Source organism: uncultured Tateyamaria sp., from assembly GCF_947503045.1.
In the GTDB taxonomy this organism is placed as follows: Bacteria; Pseudomonadota; Alphaproteobacteria; order Rhodobacterales; family Rhodobacteraceae; genus Tateyamaria.
Window position 1 is genome coordinate 96,906 of record NZ_CANNCF010000002.1, and the last position, 14,222, is coordinate 111,127.

Here is a 14,222-nt window from a genome sequence, read left to right on the forward strand (position 1 = left end):
CATGGACCTCTCTGCCATCAACCCCATCCTTCTGATCGCCGCCATGATCGCGGCGGCCACGCCGATCCTGCTGGCCGCCATCGGAGAATTGGTCGTCGAGCGCGCAGGCGTTTTGAACCTCGGTGTCGAGGGGATGATGATCACGGGCGCGGTTTGCGGCTTCATCATTGCCGTCAATACAGGCTCGCCCACCGTTGGGTTCATCGCTGCGGCCATCGGGGGCGCGGTGCTGTCCCTGCTTTTTGCGTTTCTGACGCAAGTTGCGCTGGCCAATCAGGTCGCCTCGGGTCTTGCGCTCACACTCTTTGGGCTCGGCTTGTCGGCGTTGATGGGCCAAAGCTATGTCGGGATCAAACCGCCACGGACCGAGGCGACCCCGCTGGGGCCACTGGCGGACATCCCGGTGATCGGGCCGATATTCTTTGGCCATGATCTGGTTGTCTATATCGGCCTCGTCATCGTCGCAGGTACTTGGGCGACGCTGAAATTCAGCCGCGCCGGGCTGATCCTGCGCGCGGTGGGCGAAAACCACGACGCGGCACATGCGCTGGGATACAAGGTCAAGCGTATCCGCACCGCGGCGATCATGTTCGGCGGGGCCTGCGCGGGGCTGGGCGGGGCCTATATCAGCCTCATTCGGGTGCCCCAATGGACCGAAGGCATGACGGCAGGCGTGGGCTGGATCGCCCTCGCTCTGGTTGTATTTGCCTCGTGGAAGCCATGGCGAGTGCTGCTGGGTGCCTATCTTTTTGGCGGAATCACCCAGTTACAGTTGAACCTGCAAGGCGCGGGCGTTGCCATTCCGGTCGAGTATTTGGCAATGTCCCCGTATATCGTGACGATCATCGTTCTGGTGATTCTGTCCAGCGACAAATCACGCGCTCCCGGCTCACTGGGGCGCACATTCCACGTCTCAGGATAAGAGGCGCTCAACTAGGGGGAATCCTACTCATGAAACTCACCACACTGATGGCCAGTGCGGCGCTCGCGCTTGGCTTTGCCGGGGGCGCGATCGCCGACGGGCATGAAAAAACCAAGGTCGGCTTTGTCTATGTCGGCCCCGTCGGCGACGGCGGCTGGACCTACGAACACGACAAGGGTCGCCAAGCAGTCGAAGCGGAATTCGGCGACAAGGTCGAAACCGTCTTTGTCGAAAACGTGGCCGAGGGCCCGGACAGCGAACGCGTGATGACGCAGATGGCGCTGGACGGAGCGGACCTGATCTTTACCACCTCCTTTGGCTATATGGACCCGACCAACAATGTCGCGGCCAAGTTCCCGGATGTGAAATTCGAGCACGCCACAGGCTACAAGCGCCTGCACCCGAACGTGTCGACCTACTCGGCCCGCTTTTACGAAGGGCGCGCCATTCAGGGCCACATTGCGGGCAACATGACCAAGTCCAACATCATCGGCTACATCGGGTCCTTCCCGATCCCTGAGGTGATCCGGGGCATCAACTCGGCCTATATCCACGCCTCCAAGGTCAACCCGGACGTCGAATTCAAGGTGATCTGGGTCTACACATGGTTCGATCCCGCCAAGGAGGCGGACGCTGCCAAGGTTCTGATCGAACAGGGTGCGGATGTTGTGTTGCAACACACAGACTCGACTGCCCCGCAGGCCGCCGCCCAAGAAGCTGGCAATGTCGTGACCTTCGGGCAAGCCTCGGACATGGGCCAATACGCGCCATTCCCACGGGTTTCGTCGATCATTGACGACTGGGCACCCTACTACATCGCGCGCACACGTGCTGTGATGGACGGCACATGGGAGCAGAAGGACACATGGGACGGTATCGGCCCTGGCATGGTCGGCATCGGTGAAATCTCTGACGCGGTGCCTGCGGATGTCAAAGCCGAAGCGCTCGCGCTGAAAGACGCGCTGGCGGACGGGTCCTACCACGCCTTCACCGGCCCGCTGAACAAGCAAGACGGGTCCCCATGGTTGGCCGATGGCGAGACGGCAGATGACGGAACGCTCGCGGGCATGAACTTCTATGTCGAAGGCATCGAAGGCGAAATCCCGCAATAAGCGGCGTCACTTGAGAAACCTTAGGCCCTGCACTGCGCGGGGCCTTTTTTCGTTGTGAGGCCTGGCATCTGTCAGCGGCACCGAAATGCGCTTTCCAGTGACCGTGGGGTGCGCGCCGATCCAAACGCCGCCAAGACGCTTGCCGCGTCGTGGGCGGATCGGTGCGTGTGAATGAACTGCGATACAACGCTTGGAAGTGGTGGTCTGACGTGGATCGGCTTTCGTAGCGGGTTGACATATCTGATCCCGAAATCAGTACCGATGATCCCCTAATCCACTCGTCGAATGCGATCTTTTTTGGACCGACGTGGCTTCACGCGCATCAATCTTCGGAGCCCCGGAGAAAACCAAGCATGGTCTCGACAACCCAATCCGGGTTCGTCAGCGTGATGTAGTGATCGGTGTTCGGGGCGACTTTCGCGACGACAGCGGGCGCGACTTGATGCAGACGACTCACGGTACGCGCAGGGGAATAGGTCTTGTCGTTCTCACCGACCAGAAACAGCGTCGGTGCGGCCAGATTTGCCCACTCGGCATCGCTCAATCGCGTCGGGAATACGAATTTGCGCTTTTTGAAACATCGCCGTGCAAGGAGGTCCTCTTCGACCATCTCGTCGATACGCGAACGGGTCTGGTCGTCCTTCACGGCATCTGGTCCGTACCAATGGAAGTAGATTCTGGCGACAAAACGGAACGGCAGGAAATGATAAAGGATCGCTCTTGCCAGCATGATGGGGCCAGGTGAAAGCACTGTGGACGACGGCGCCAGCAAAACCAGCTTTTTGACGCGACCGGGATGTGCCAGCGCATAAAGAGCAGTCTGCCAGCCGCCATAGGAATATCCAACGAGGTTGATCCGCTCCAAACCCAGCGCATTAAAAACCTCATCAAGCCAGACGACAAAATCCGCCGGGCGCGTCATTGCCTTGGAATAGACGCTGCGCCCGTTGTCGTAGATGTGGTCGATCGCATAGGTCCTGAAACCTTTGGAAAGTGGCTTGATAATTGGCAACCATGACAGCGAGGTTTCCGTGTCGCCGGGCAGAAGCACCAGTGGCGCACCATTGGCAGGACCTTGCACGCGGATGAATGTCTGACCAAACGAGGTGTCAACGATCCGCGACTCCGATGGGAGTGGCCATTGTTCAGCCTGATGGTCGTACGCTTTCAGATATTCCAGCTTCGCTTCTGGTGAGCGAAAGGGATGAAAAGGGGTCTTGTCCAAGATCGTCTTTTTGTTTGCGCAGCGGCACTCCCGCGTGAGTGAAGGCTCGATTTCCTTGGCGAAAATCGACTGACAAGGCTGGGATACAATCGACTGAGCAATGTAGATTGATATTGCTCAATACCGCGCGTCGGCGGCTCGGTACGTTGCCACCGAAAGCCCCATTGAAAGTGATCGGCCATGGAGCAGTCCCAAGCATATCAAGCCGCAAAAGACCGCATCGAGGCGCGGATCGGGTTTTACACCCATCTGGCCGTCTACATCGCGGTCATCCTGTTTCTTGCGGTCATCAACTTTGTCACGTCTTCCGGCACAATCTGGGTTCACTGGCCCGCATTGGGTTGGGGGGTCGCCGTCGCGCTGCACGGCATTTTTGCCGTCGTCTTGCCTGGCCGCTTCGCGGTTACAGATGCGATGATCGCAAAAGAGATGGGCAAACCCCACTCTCGCTTTTGAGGTGCGCTGTGGGGCGGCACCTAATGCGCGGCCAGCATCGATCCGACAGTTTTCAAACAACTCCGCGGTTAACTCAGGAAAGGTCACATCATGACAGATTACAAACTGGTTGAGGTCGACGCGCAGCCCTACCTCTATTGCGAACGGAGCTGCTCGATGGACCCTGGCGACATCAGCCAGAATATGGGGATGGCCTTTCAGGCGGTCGGCGACCTGATCGCAGAAAAAGGGATCACCAGTGCGGGCAAAGCGCTGTCCGCCTACTACACCTACGATCCGCAGGTCATGACCTTTCGCGCCGGGTTCTTCGTTTCGGCTGAAGACGCCAAGAAGGCCGAAGGTGACGTAAAGGGCGATGTGCTGCCTGCGGGCAAGGTCCTGAACTACATCCATCGCGGACCCTATTCCATGTTGCGCATCAGCTACGGCGACATGATGGAATACCTGGCCAAGAACGGCATGACGGCCGGCGCACCGACCTGGGAGATCTACCTCAACGAACCAGACGAGGTGTCCTCGGAGGATGAACTTGAAACCGAGATATTCGTGACGGTTGAGCAAACCTGAAGTCGGGCGTCGGAGGGGAAATGGGATATCGTGGTGTTTTTCGCCGACGTGGTCGTGCCGGACGCTGCAGCACTGATCAGACTGCGACCAATGTGACCTGAAAGAGGAATGGAGACCGACATGCTTTCGCGTCGAACCTTGATCACCTCAGCCGCATCTGCCGCTGCCCTTGCAGGTGTTGGATATGCCCTGTGGCCAGGCCTTGACGGGTATGACGATGCGATTGCGCGGCAGCGGCACCTCCTGTCCGGCGATCCAACGCGGCAAGACCTCTTGCGCATGGCCACATTGGCTGCGAATGGACACAATACCCAGCCGTGGACCTTCCGGCTGACCAACAAAGGCGTCCAGATACTGCCCGATTTCACACGCAGGACCGAGGTCGTCGATCCGGATGATCACCACCTTTACGTCAGCCTGGGCTGTGCGGCAGAAAACCTTGTCATCGCGGCGCGTGCCCATGGCCAGAATTGTGACGTATCGCTTGATGTCGCCCAAGGCTTCCCCGTGATCGATATTCGCCTCAGCGCAGGACAGCCAGATGACCCGACCCTGTACAAGGCCATACCACTGCGCCAGTCGACGCGGTCGGCCTATGACGGACAGCCGGTCTCGACCGAAGACCTCAGCCTTTTGCAAGCCGCCGCAAAACGAGAGGGGGTAGATGTCCTGTTCTTCACCGAAGCCGCGCAGCTTGAAACGGTCGCTGAGTTTGTCGTTGCAGGGAACAGCGCCCAGATGGACGATCCCGCTTTTATCGCAGAACTGCGCGATTGGCTAAGGTTCAGCCCCGATAAGGCGGTGCAGATGGGAGACGGCCTATTCAGCATATGTTCAGGAAATCCTGCGCTGCCGGAATGGCTCGGTGGCCGCCTGTTCGACGCGGTTTTCACCAAGGACAACGAGAACGCGAAGTATCGCGATCATGTGCGATCCTCTGCCGGGGTTGCGGTGTTCGTCGCGGACAAGGCCAACCCGGCCCATTGGATCAATGTCGGGCGCAGCTTTGAGCGTTTTGCACTTCAGGCGACGGCCCTGGGCATCAGAAACGCCCATATCAACCAGCCAATCGAAGTCCCAGAACTGCGCCAAGAGTTTGCGCGTTGGCTCGATCTGCCTGACCGGCGCCCCGATCTTGTCATCCGCTTTGGCCGGGCGCCCGCGTTGCCGATGTCGTTGCGTCGGCCTGTTGACTCGTTGCTGGTCTGAAACTCCGACCTCTGTGTGCATACCCGCCAAACGTGGTCCTATCGACAAATCGCGTGCGGTTTCCTCGTCGACCGGGTGGGACGGTCAAACCGGCCCCGATCATTTGTCTTGGGCGTTGTCCAAGAACGTGGCGGTGTTGATCGCCGGAATATCCCATGCCTCAGTGATCAGACCATCAACGATGCGCCATACAACCACCGCGTCAATCGCCATTGACTGTCCGTCCAGCACCAGCCGGTCGCGAACATGGGTCACGACAAGCTCGTCTCCGAAGGCCGCGATGGACAGAGGGTCAATCCGGAATGTGCCATCCGTGTCTGCCGTCAGCTTCGTGAAAAACCGACCGAGTCCCGCAGCGCCCTGATAATCGCCATGCAAATCCGGCAGGGCGATATTGAAGTAATGCCAAACAAAACCCGCAGTGAATTGCTCCGCCGACCCGCTCAAGTCCGCCAGATCGAGCCGCTTCAGAACCGCGAGGTTAGGATGATCATCGGTCATGGCCCTGCCTTTCCGGATATGGCACCGATTGGCGCAACTCAGTCTTAAGCGACGCGGCAGCCTTGGTTCACGCATTCCAGTTCGCAGCATAGCGAGAGCTGGGATGTCAAAAACGGGTGGCACGCGGACAGCTAGCGCAGTTTCTTCACCATCAGCACCGCTTCCGTTGGTTGTTCGCCAAAAGCAGACAGGTCGAACGGGCGCCGCGCGCGTTCAGCGTATCCGGCCTTTTGGTAGACCCGTATGGCATTCTCATTTGACGCGGCAACGATCAACGCGAGGCCCGGGCAAGAGCAACCTCGTGCCTGCTTTTCAGCCTCGTTCAGCAGGGCAGTGCCCACGCCTTGGCGTCGAAAATCGGGCAGTGCGGCCATGAAATTGATGTACCAATGGCCCGGCACGAGCTGTGCCAGGGCTTCAACACCGACAAATACCTCGGGAACGTCAGTACTGATGGGCTGCGGAGTGGGTGGGAGGACGTTACCGATCAATCCACCCAATTCCGTGCCGTCGCGTTCGGCGATAAACCCGTTCGTGTAGCTGAAGTCCCCATCCTCGGCCATAATAAGCCCGAGCCCGGCGCGGGATCCATCCAAGCCCGGCGGGGCCATCTCAGCCCAGAGCGTCGGTACAACACTACCACTGGCCGTATCGACAACGCGCACAAGCAGGGGCGCATCGTCTGGCGTCGCCTTTCGGATCGTTACTGGCATAGGAAGCTCCGTTTCTTTGCCTTGATACCTTGGAGTGGTTCCTAGTGGCTTGATGATTATCAATGCAGGGAATGGGTGCGCGTTGCAGTTCATGGCTGGCAGCATTGCCCCCAAAAGGAGCCCATCGCGCATCCGATGTTCACCCACGGAAACACCAAGCCTACACGGCCACCACGTCCTGCATCCCACTCGGAACACGTGTGTGTTTCAGGAAAGCCAAAGACCGCAGGTTTTCCGATTTGTCAGGCCAGTACTCGGCGAAGCGTGGCGCCGATCTGAGCCACTCCGGGCGACCTCAAATCAAACCTATTGACATCTCAACTGTAATATCCGATATTTCTGTCATGACAGAAATTAAAGTAAAAACCGAATCCGCCGCACAAGCCCAGTTCATCCTGTATTGGGGGGACATGGGCAGCCAATGGGGCGTGAACCGATCCGTGGCGCAAATCCAGGCGCTCTTGTTTCTCAGCGACTCGCCGCTGAACGCCGAACAAATTTCCGACCGGCTTGGGATTGCGCGCTCGAACGTTTCGAATTCGCTCAAGGAATTGGTCGGGTGGAAACTGATCCGCCGCGTTCCCATTCTTGGCGACCGACGCGAGCATTTCGAGGCCGAATGCGATGTCTGGGAAATCGCGACCCGCGTCGCGCAAGGGCGCAAGGAACGGGAAATCGACCCGGCGATGCGGGTACTGTCTGATTGCGTGGCCGCCGCAGAAGCCGAGGACAATCCGGACCCAATCGCATTGGCACGTATGAAGGAAATGCAGGAATTCCTGCACGTTGTGGACGGCTGGTACGATCAGATGCTGGGCGTTCCGAAATCCAAGCTGAAAATGCTGATGAAGATGGGCAACAAGGTGATTTCCCTGCTCTCCATCACCGGAAAGAAGTCGGAGTAACGCGCGCACCCCGCCCGTTACGCTCAACTCTTTTCGAAAGTTACGATTATGCAAGTACGCCCTGTTCCCCACCCCGACCTGCCGATGGACGATCACCGTTTCAGCGATCTGCTGGGACATGACAGCTGGATGAGGCTGCCCTCGGCCGTCCGGCGCCGTTTTGGCAAACGCGTACGCGGCGGTGTCAGCGTCGCCTACCAAGGCGTTGTGACCCACATTGAGATGAACTGGGCCGGATGGGCCTTGGCCCAGGTGACCCGCCTTATCGGAGCACCTTTGCCTTATGACATGAGCTGCGCGGGCAAACCCGCCGTTGTGATCGTCACCGAAGATATCGCCGGCAACGGCCAGTTCTGGATCCGCCAATACGGGCGTGCTGCTGGTTTTCCGCAGATGATCCACAGCTCGAAACGGTTCGCGGGTGTCACCGGGATCGAGGAATACATCGGATACGGGATCGGCATGGCCTTGCGTGTTGTCGAGGAAAACGGTGCGCTCTTGTTCAAGAGCGATCACTACTTCCTGTCTCTCTTTGGCAAGCGCATCAAAATTCCAAAGCCAATTGCACCGGGCGCCTTGGTGATCGGCCATCATGATCTGGGCTCGGGGCGGTTTCGGTTTTCCATGCGTCTGCGGCATGCGATTTTCGGCAATGTCATCAGCCAGGACGCCGAGTTCCAAGATGCAAAGGAATGATCACCATGCAAAACGACGCAATCTGGCTTTTTGACAGCCAATGCGTGCTGTGCAGTTGGGGTGTCCAGTTTACGCTGCGCCACGAAAAGGCGGCGACCATTCGATTTGTTGCAATCCAGTCTGACGAAGGTCGCGCGCTGGCCCGGCAACATGACGTTGATCCGGACGATCCGGCCACATTCCTGTTCATCGAAGATGGTCGTGCGTTAGAGGCCTCCGATGCGGTGATTGCCTTGGCACAGCATTTGAAGGGTCTGGCATGGGTGGCCAGACTGTGCCGCTTGATCCCGAGGTCGTGGCGCGATGCGGCCTACCGATGTGTCGCGCGCAATCGCTACATACTTTTTGGCCAGACCACCCATTGCATTGTGCCCGCGGCAGACCAGCGCCACAGGTTTGTGTTGTGACCGCTCCAAACGTCCTGATCATTGGTGGCACCGGCGTCTTCGGAAAGCGGCTCGTGCGTCATTTGTCCAGCCAGCGGGGCCTTGTGCTGAACGTGTCATCGCGAAGTGCCGTAAAGGCCACGGCCTTCATCAAGACGCTGACCAGTCCGCAAGCCACGCTGCACCCCATCGCGCTCGACAGTCAGGTGAACCTGCAAGAGCAACTTGACCAAATTCGGCCTTCCATCGTCGTGGACTGTTCCGGCCCGTTTCAAGGTGCGGGATATGAGACGGCGCAGGCAGTTCTGAAAGCAGGGGCGCATTTCATCGACCTCGCCGACGCGCGCGACTACCTTGCCGGATTTGGCGCCGCGCTGGATGTGACGGCGCGCCAGAACGGTGTCTGCGCGCTGAGTGGTGCCAGCTCAACGCCGACCTTGTCGACATCTGTGGCCAGGCATCTCACCCTTGGATGGCAGCGGGTCGATACCATTGACATGGCCATTACGCCGGGTGGCAAAAGTGAGGTCGGCAGGTCGGTGATCGAAGCCATCTTGAGCTATGCGGGCAAGGATGTGCCGCTTTGGTCAAACGGGCGATTGACGCAAACGACCGGCTGGCGGAATGCCAAACGGATCAATCTGCCCGGCCTCGGGCGGCGGCGTGTGGCTGCGGTTGAGACCTTTGACGCGGAATACGTTGGCCCGCTTCTGGATGTGCAGTCGCGTGTGTCATTCTCTGCGGGGCTGGAATCCGGGGTCGAGCAGCGCGGGATCGAAGCGATTGCAATGCTGTGCAAACACAAGCTTATCGGCTCACCAATCGCGCTGATCCCAGTGCTGCTGAAAGCGCGCCAAATCACCCGGATTCCAACGTCGTCTTCGGGTGGCATGTTGGTCGACATCTGCGGGCTCAATGCAGACGGCGTGATGACGCAAGCGACATGGTCGCTCGTCGCGCGGCAAGACCATGGGCCATATATTCCGATCCTGCCCGCGGCTGCCGCCATCCGAAAACTCTTGTCGTGCACTGTGGGCGCAGGCGCCGGTTTCGCGCATTCCGCACTGTCGCTTGAAGACATCCTGCAAGAAATGCAGGCCTATGACATCAAGACCGCCACGTCCGTGGTTCAAACGGATCAGAGTATCTTTGAAAAGGCCCTTGGGGCGCGGGCGATCAAGGCTCTGCCTGAGTGCTTGCAGCAGTTTCATGCCCCGTCCGGACCTGTGCTTTGGTCGGGAGAGGCCGATGTCGAAAGGGGGGCCGGGATACTACCGCAAGTGATCGCACGACTTTTTGGGTTTCCGCAGACAGGTCAGGCCGTGCCGGTAACCGTCAGCATAGACCGGAAACAATCGTCGCATGGCATGCCGATTGAGGTTTGGACACGGACCTTTGCAAACAAATCAATGACGTCCGTCCTCAGCCATTCGGGCAACGGCATGATTGTCGAACGGTTTGCGCCGTTTTCATTTGCGCTCAGGCTCGCGCAGGACGCCGACGGCCTTCGAATGCCTCTTGCAAAATGGTGGCTTGGAAAGCTGCCATTGCCCAGAGTCCTTGCCCCTCGCTCTGACACGCGCGAATACGTGGATGAAATGGGCCGCTTTCACTTCGACGTAAAGCTCTCGGTACCGATCTTCGGACAGCTCATTCACTATCGCGGCTGGTTGGCGCCCGATCGCAAGGGATAAACCAACTCCCGTCGCATCGCGAGCAGGTCGCGGCGTTTCAATCCGCAAATCGAACAGAGCGGATTCGGCACGCATTCCCTTACCTGAGACGTAATTGAGACCAAACGGTTTGAGTGCGAGTCTGATCCGCGAACTCAGAACCACAAAGGACTCATCATGACACACTCACGCGCTGCCCGTCGTTTCCTTGGAATGAACGCGGCATTCTCTGGTTTGAACGGCCTGATGGCGCTTGTTGCCGCGGGCATGCTGGCCCCGATCCTTATTGAATTTCCTGAAAACTGGATGCCGCTTGCACTGCGCTTGATGGGTCTTGGCCTCATTGGGTTTTCCGCGCTGCTGGTGTTTTTGGCCCGCAACCGCTTTGTGACTAGGGCGGCCGTGAACGAGATCGTTTTGCTGGATACCATTTGGGTGGTTGGCAGCGTCGTGTTGATTGCGTTCTTTGGTGATTTGCTCACCACGCCGGGCCTCTTGATCGTCACGGCGGTCGCCATTGTTGTCGCATTCTTCGCCATCGCGCAGTTCGCATCGGCCGCCAAGATTACCAAGCCCGTCCCGATTGCGGAGGTCACCATGCGCGACGGGAAGCTTTATGCATCAGTCAAACGCACGGTGAAGGCACCGACCGAGACCGTTTGGGACGTGATGACCGATCATCCCGCCTATGCGGATGTTGCCAGCAACATCGCCAAGGTCGAGGTGATGTCAGGCGACGGGTTGGGTATGAAACGGCGGTGTTACGGCCCGAAAGGCGAAAACTGGGAGGAAACCTGCGACGTGTTTGAGCCTGGCAAATCCTTCGGCTTTCGCATCCACACCGAGGCAGAAGACTATCCCTACCCGATTGCCGAATTGTCCGGCCGCTGGACGGTCGAGCAACATCCGCTGGGTTCTGAATTCGACATCCAGATTATTGCAGAACCCAAGGGGAATCCGGTTGCCAGATGGTTGTTCAGTGCCATTGCCAAACAGCAATTCAAAGGCGTCCTCATTGATCTCGCAGATGGCTGGGCCACGCGGATGGAGAGTGAAGCCAAGGCATAAGTTGGTGCCTTGATGTCCGGTGAGGCATAGGAAGGCCCGCTTGCTCATGCTGTCTGGGCGGCTTCCTCGGGACAAATGGGACGAAATCGCTTTGGGTACTGCAATTGCAGGCCCTTAGGGATATGCACGATCGACAAGGTGGAATACCTATTCACGACGCAAACCCTCGAAAGAACAAACATGCCCTCCGTCGAGACGTTCCTCGCATTCCTCATCGCAACCAGCGTCTTTGCCTACATGCCGGGGCCGTCAACGCTCTATGCTGCCGCGCAGACAATCGCGCGTGGACGTCGCGCAGGCTGGTACGCTGCACTGGGGATACATCTGGGCGGTTACGTACACGTGCTCGCCGCTGCAATTGGCCTCGCGGTTCTGTTCGAGGCGATCCCCACTCTGTATCTCGGTCTTAAGCTGGCAGGCGCGGGATATCTGATCTGGCTGGGGATCAAGATGTTCCTGGGCGACCAACCTGCCGGTTCGGATAGCATTTCCGTAGCGCCCAAGACCCCGGCCAGAGCGTTCTGGGAAAGTGTAACAGTCGAAGTGCTGAACCCGAAAACAGCGCTCTTCTTTGTTGCCTTTCTCCCACAATTTGCGGATCCAAGCGCTTCATTGCCCATTTGGGCGCAGCTTTTGATCCTTGGCACGATTGTTAATCTGATGTTCTCGACGGCTGACGCGTTTTGCGTTGTTCTGGCGGACAAGGTCGCAACGACCCTTAAGAAATCGGGCGCGGCCAACCGAATTGCTCAACGCGTTGGAGGCAGCGTTCTTGTCATGCTCGGAACCAGCCTGGCACTGAATCGGCAATAGCGGTTGGGCAAGCGTTGGCTGGTTTCTGACGGATGGCCGCATACATCGTGATGCAATCGCGGAAACCATAGTTTTTGGCGACTAATTCGAGCGATTTGGCGTGCTCAATTGGCGAACCTTTATTTGCAGGCGCCGCGCTTGGCCCTTTGCCTGCGTTGCGGAGGGACGTCGCGTGTCCGCGATGTGGCTCCTTTTTCGGCCTGACAGAGCGCAGACATCAGGTGTGCTGGGCGTTTGTCGGGTTTGGAAATCGCTGAACCAACGGCGTATGGGGCCCTCAACGGGCCTTGGGTTCAGCACCATCAATACCGCGTACATGCACAGAGTTGCAAAAAAACCGGCTGTCATGAAATCCGCGCACCAGATAGAGTTTGGCCAGATCAGGATGGAGCCGTCCTTCGGCTATACCCTTTGACGCGTGTTTTTCAAAATTGGGATAAGGGTTTGTGAACGCATCGGCCCAATCCGCCTCCAAAGGCCTGTTTCATAGCATTGGGTCCCGGTGCTACACGTGGCCGGAAGCGCAAAGCGAAGGACGTATCGAGATGCCAAAAGCGATTGTTCCACCCACTTTGGATACATACGTCACCGACTGGAAAATGTCGCCCGGGTTGCAGCATGACGGTTTTGTCTTCATGACCGGCTTCACAGGCGCCTCTGCGGATGGGAAATACTCTGATGACCCAGCAGAACAAATCGAAACGGTCTTCGCCAAAATACAGGCGGTGTTAGAGGAAGCCGGACTAGGTTTTGAGCACCTCGTGGAGATGACAAGCTACCATGTCGGACTGCGCGATCACCTCGAGCAATTCCGGAGCATTCGCGAACAATACGTGCAGGAACCCTATCCGGCATGGACGGCCATCGAGGTCACCGGGTTTGTGCGAGACGGTGCCGTCGTGGAGATCAAATGCATTGCCCGCAAGACTTGACCGGCATCTGCGAGACAAGGCGCCACTTTGCGATGCTCCCCTCAAAGTTTGGACAAACAGCATACATCTCAAGCTTGAATTTGCTGAGTCGCCTGACCCAATTTGGATGCCCCTTTACGAAGAAAAATCTGTGCTGCGACTCAGGACGGAAGAACTCCAACTAGGAGTTGCAGCGGCAGGTATCCGAGAGGAGCGCGGACACTGAGGCGGCTCTTTCATCCATTGCGCAAAACTCATCAGAGACGCCATTCAACCAAGCCAAGAATTTAAACCAGGCGTCCTGCACATATTGAAAAATATACATAACTCCCAGATCGCGGCTGTATTTCATCGTCTTAAAGTGAGACCAAAAAACCCGGGCGGACAATTTCCGGATCAGACCACGCCTCTGAATCAGTGCAACCGTTTGGCGAACCTCGCACGTGATGCTGCCCACTGTGATCTTCCTTCAATGACAAAAATGTGATACGTTAACCTTCGTTACGGCGCGGGTTTTACCAGCTGAAACGACAGCTGAAAAACCTTGTGCCGCACCCCGATAACAGGGTGCCGAACGTTCAGAATTTATTCTTTAGAGCGGAGGAAATTTTTATGGCTGAATCCAAAAAAGACAGAACCCTCGAAATGCGTGTGGCGGAACTTGAGGACAAGATGTCCGCGATGAACGTCACCGAAGAAGAGATGGCGGCGTTCAACAAAGTGGCCTCTCTAATGGGGGGACCAGCCGCGGCTGCAACTGCGACCGCCGCACCTGCTGCCGGTGGAAACCCGGCCGGACTGACCCCGGTGCCGGGGAACTGCATTGTCGCAAACTGCATCATCAACCAGTGTACCATTCGCCAGTGTACGGTCATCAGTGCCTGCACGATCATCTCCCAGTGCACGATCCGACCTTGCACCGTTGTCAATCCGTGCACGATCGTCAGCCAGTGCATCAACCAATGCATTAACGAATGCGGCGGCGGCCTGCCGGGTCCAATCGCAGGCGGCGGCTTCGGTTCGCTGGGTAGCTGATCCTTGGTGCCTGAACCCACCTAGGGGTCT

General features: G+C 57.9%; 17 protein-coding genes. 13 read left to right on the forward strand and 4 right to left on the reverse strand.

The genetic code is table 11. The features are described from left to right. Nucleotide 1 precedes the first annotated feature (1 nt). Nucleotides 2-922 carry an ABC transporter permease gene (locus tag Q1A89_RS08925; RefSeq protein WP_299726476.1) on the forward strand — a complete coding sequence of 307 codons (921 nt, stop codon included), beginning with the start codon at nt 2-4 and terminating at the stop codon, nt 920-922. Between the two features lie 29 nt (nt 923-951). After that, nucleotides 952-2,034 carry a BMP family ABC transporter substrate-binding protein gene (locus Q1A89_RS08930; RefSeq protein WP_299726478.1) on the forward strand — a complete coding sequence of 361 codons (1,083 nt, stop codon included), beginning with the start codon at nt 952-954 and terminating at the stop codon, nt 2,032-2,034. 322 nt (nt 2,035-2,356) lie between these two features. Here Q1A89_RS08930 and Q1A89_RS08935 read toward each other — a convergent pair whose 3' ends face one another. Next, the gene (locus tag Q1A89_RS08935; RefSeq protein WP_299726480.1) at nt 2,357-3,259 is read right to left on the reverse strand and encodes an alpha/beta hydrolase; all 903 of its coding nucleotides are present in this window, start codon (nt 3,257-3,259) and stop codon (nt 2,357-2,359) included. A 180-nt stretch (nt 3,260-3,439) separates the two neighbouring features. Between Q1A89_RS08935 and Q1A89_RS08940 the strand changes: the two genes are divergently transcribed. From Q1A89_RS08940 to Q1A89_RS08950, 3 genes are all read left to right on the forward strand, one after another. Beyond that, nucleotides 3,440-3,715: a 2TM domain-containing protein gene (locus Q1A89_RS08940; RefSeq protein WP_299726482.1), complete on the forward strand. Its 276-nt coding sequence runs from the start codon at nt 3,440-3,442 to the stop codon at nt 3,713-3,715. 90 nt (nt 3,716-3,805) lie between these two features. After that, nucleotides 3,806-4,282, forward strand: coding sequence for a GyrI-like domain-containing protein (locus tag Q1A89_RS08945; protein ID WP_299726484.1), 477 nt, complete (start codon nt 3,806-3,808; stop codon nt 4,280-4,282). 120 nt (nt 4,283-4,402) lie between these two features. Further along, nucleotides 4,403-5,491, forward strand: coding sequence for a nitroreductase family protein (locus tag Q1A89_RS08950; RefSeq protein WP_299726486.1), 1,089 nt, complete (start codon nt 4,403-4,405; stop codon nt 5,489-5,491). Between the two features lie 99 nt (nt 5,492-5,590). Here the strand turns inward: Q1A89_RS08950 and Q1A89_RS08955 are convergent, their stop codons facing one another. Together Q1A89_RS08955 and Q1A89_RS08960 are read right to left on the reverse strand one after the other, a co-directional pair. Then, nucleotides 5,591-5,992: a nuclear transport factor 2 family protein gene (locus tag Q1A89_RS08955; RefSeq protein ID WP_299726488.1), complete on the reverse strand. Its 402-nt coding sequence runs from the start codon at nt 5,990-5,992 to the stop codon at nt 5,591-5,593. A gap of 131 nt (nt 5,993-6,123) precedes the next feature. After that, on the reverse strand, nt 6,124-6,705 hold the full coding sequence (locus tag Q1A89_RS08960) for a GNAT family N-acetyltransferase (RefSeq protein ID WP_299726490.1): 582 nt from the start codon (nt 6,703-6,705) through the stop codon (nt 6,124-6,126). A 344-nt stretch (nt 6,706-7,049) separates the two neighbouring features. Between Q1A89_RS08960 and Q1A89_RS08965 the strand changes: the two genes are divergently transcribed. The 6 genes from Q1A89_RS08965 to Q1A89_RS08990 all read left to right on the forward strand — a co-directional run bounded on the left by Q1A89_RS08965 (nt 7,050) and on the right by Q1A89_RS08990 (nt 12,246). Further along, the gene (locus Q1A89_RS08965) at nt 7,050-7,610 is read left to right on the forward strand and encodes a MarR family transcriptional regulator (RefSeq protein WP_299726492.1); all 561 of its coding nucleotides are present in this window, start codon (nt 7,050-7,052) and stop codon (nt 7,608-7,610) included. A 48-nt stretch (nt 7,611-7,658) separates the two neighbouring features. Beyond that, complete coding sequence (locus Q1A89_RS08970) at nt 7,659-8,306, forward strand: DUF4166 domain-containing protein (protein WP_299726494.1); 648 nt, start codon at nt 7,659-7,661, stop codon at nt 8,304-8,306. Nucleotides 8,307-8,311: 5 nt separating this feature from the next. Beyond that, on the forward strand, nt 8,312-8,713 hold the full coding sequence (locus tag Q1A89_RS08975; protein ID WP_299726496.1) for a DCC1-like thiol-disulfide oxidoreductase family protein: 402 nt from the start codon (nt 8,312-8,314) through the stop codon (nt 8,711-8,713). Further along, on the forward strand, nt 8,710-10,386 hold the full coding sequence (locus tag Q1A89_RS08980) for a DUF4166 domain-containing protein (RefSeq protein WP_299726498.1): 1,677 nt from the start codon (nt 8,710-8,712) through the stop codon (nt 10,384-10,386). Before Q1A89_RS08975 ends, Q1A89_RS08980 begins: the two co-directional genes overlap by 4 nt. Nucleotides 10,387-10,542: 156 nt before the next feature. Next, nucleotides 10,543-11,433, forward strand: coding sequence for an SRPBCC family protein (locus Q1A89_RS08985; RefSeq protein ID WP_299726500.1), 891 nt, complete (start codon nt 10,543-10,545; stop codon nt 11,431-11,433). 75 nt (nt 11,434-11,508) lie between these two features. Then, the gene (locus Q1A89_RS08990; RefSeq protein WP_299726502.1) at nt 11,509-12,246 is read left to right on the forward strand and encodes a LysE family translocator; all 738 of its coding nucleotides are present in this window, start codon (nt 11,509-11,511) and stop codon (nt 12,244-12,246) included. Here the strand turns inward: Q1A89_RS08990 and Q1A89_RS23495 are convergent. Next, on the reverse strand, nt 12,209-12,460 hold the full coding sequence (locus Q1A89_RS23495; RefSeq protein WP_366524489.1) for a glyoxalase superfamily protein: 252 nt from the start codon (nt 12,458-12,460) through the stop codon (nt 12,209-12,211). The genes Q1A89_RS08990 and Q1A89_RS23495 overlap by 38 nt on opposite strands. Before the next feature lie 331 nt (nt 12,461-12,791). On the opposite strand from Q1A89_RS23495, the gene Q1A89_RS08995 reads away from it, so the two are divergent. Together Q1A89_RS08995 and Q1A89_RS09000 are read left to right on the forward strand one after the other, a co-directional pair. After that, a complete protein-coding gene (locus Q1A89_RS08995) occupies nt 12,792-13,178 on the forward strand; it encodes a RidA family protein (protein WP_299726504.1) in 387 nt (128 codons plus the stop codon). Nucleotides 13,179-13,769: 591 nt separating this feature from the next. Continuing rightward, a complete protein-coding gene (locus tag Q1A89_RS09000) occupies nt 13,770-14,192 on the forward strand; it encodes a hypothetical protein (RefSeq protein WP_299726507.1) in 423 nt (140 codons plus the stop codon). The last annotated feature ends 30 nt before the right edge of the window (nt 14,193-14,222 follow it).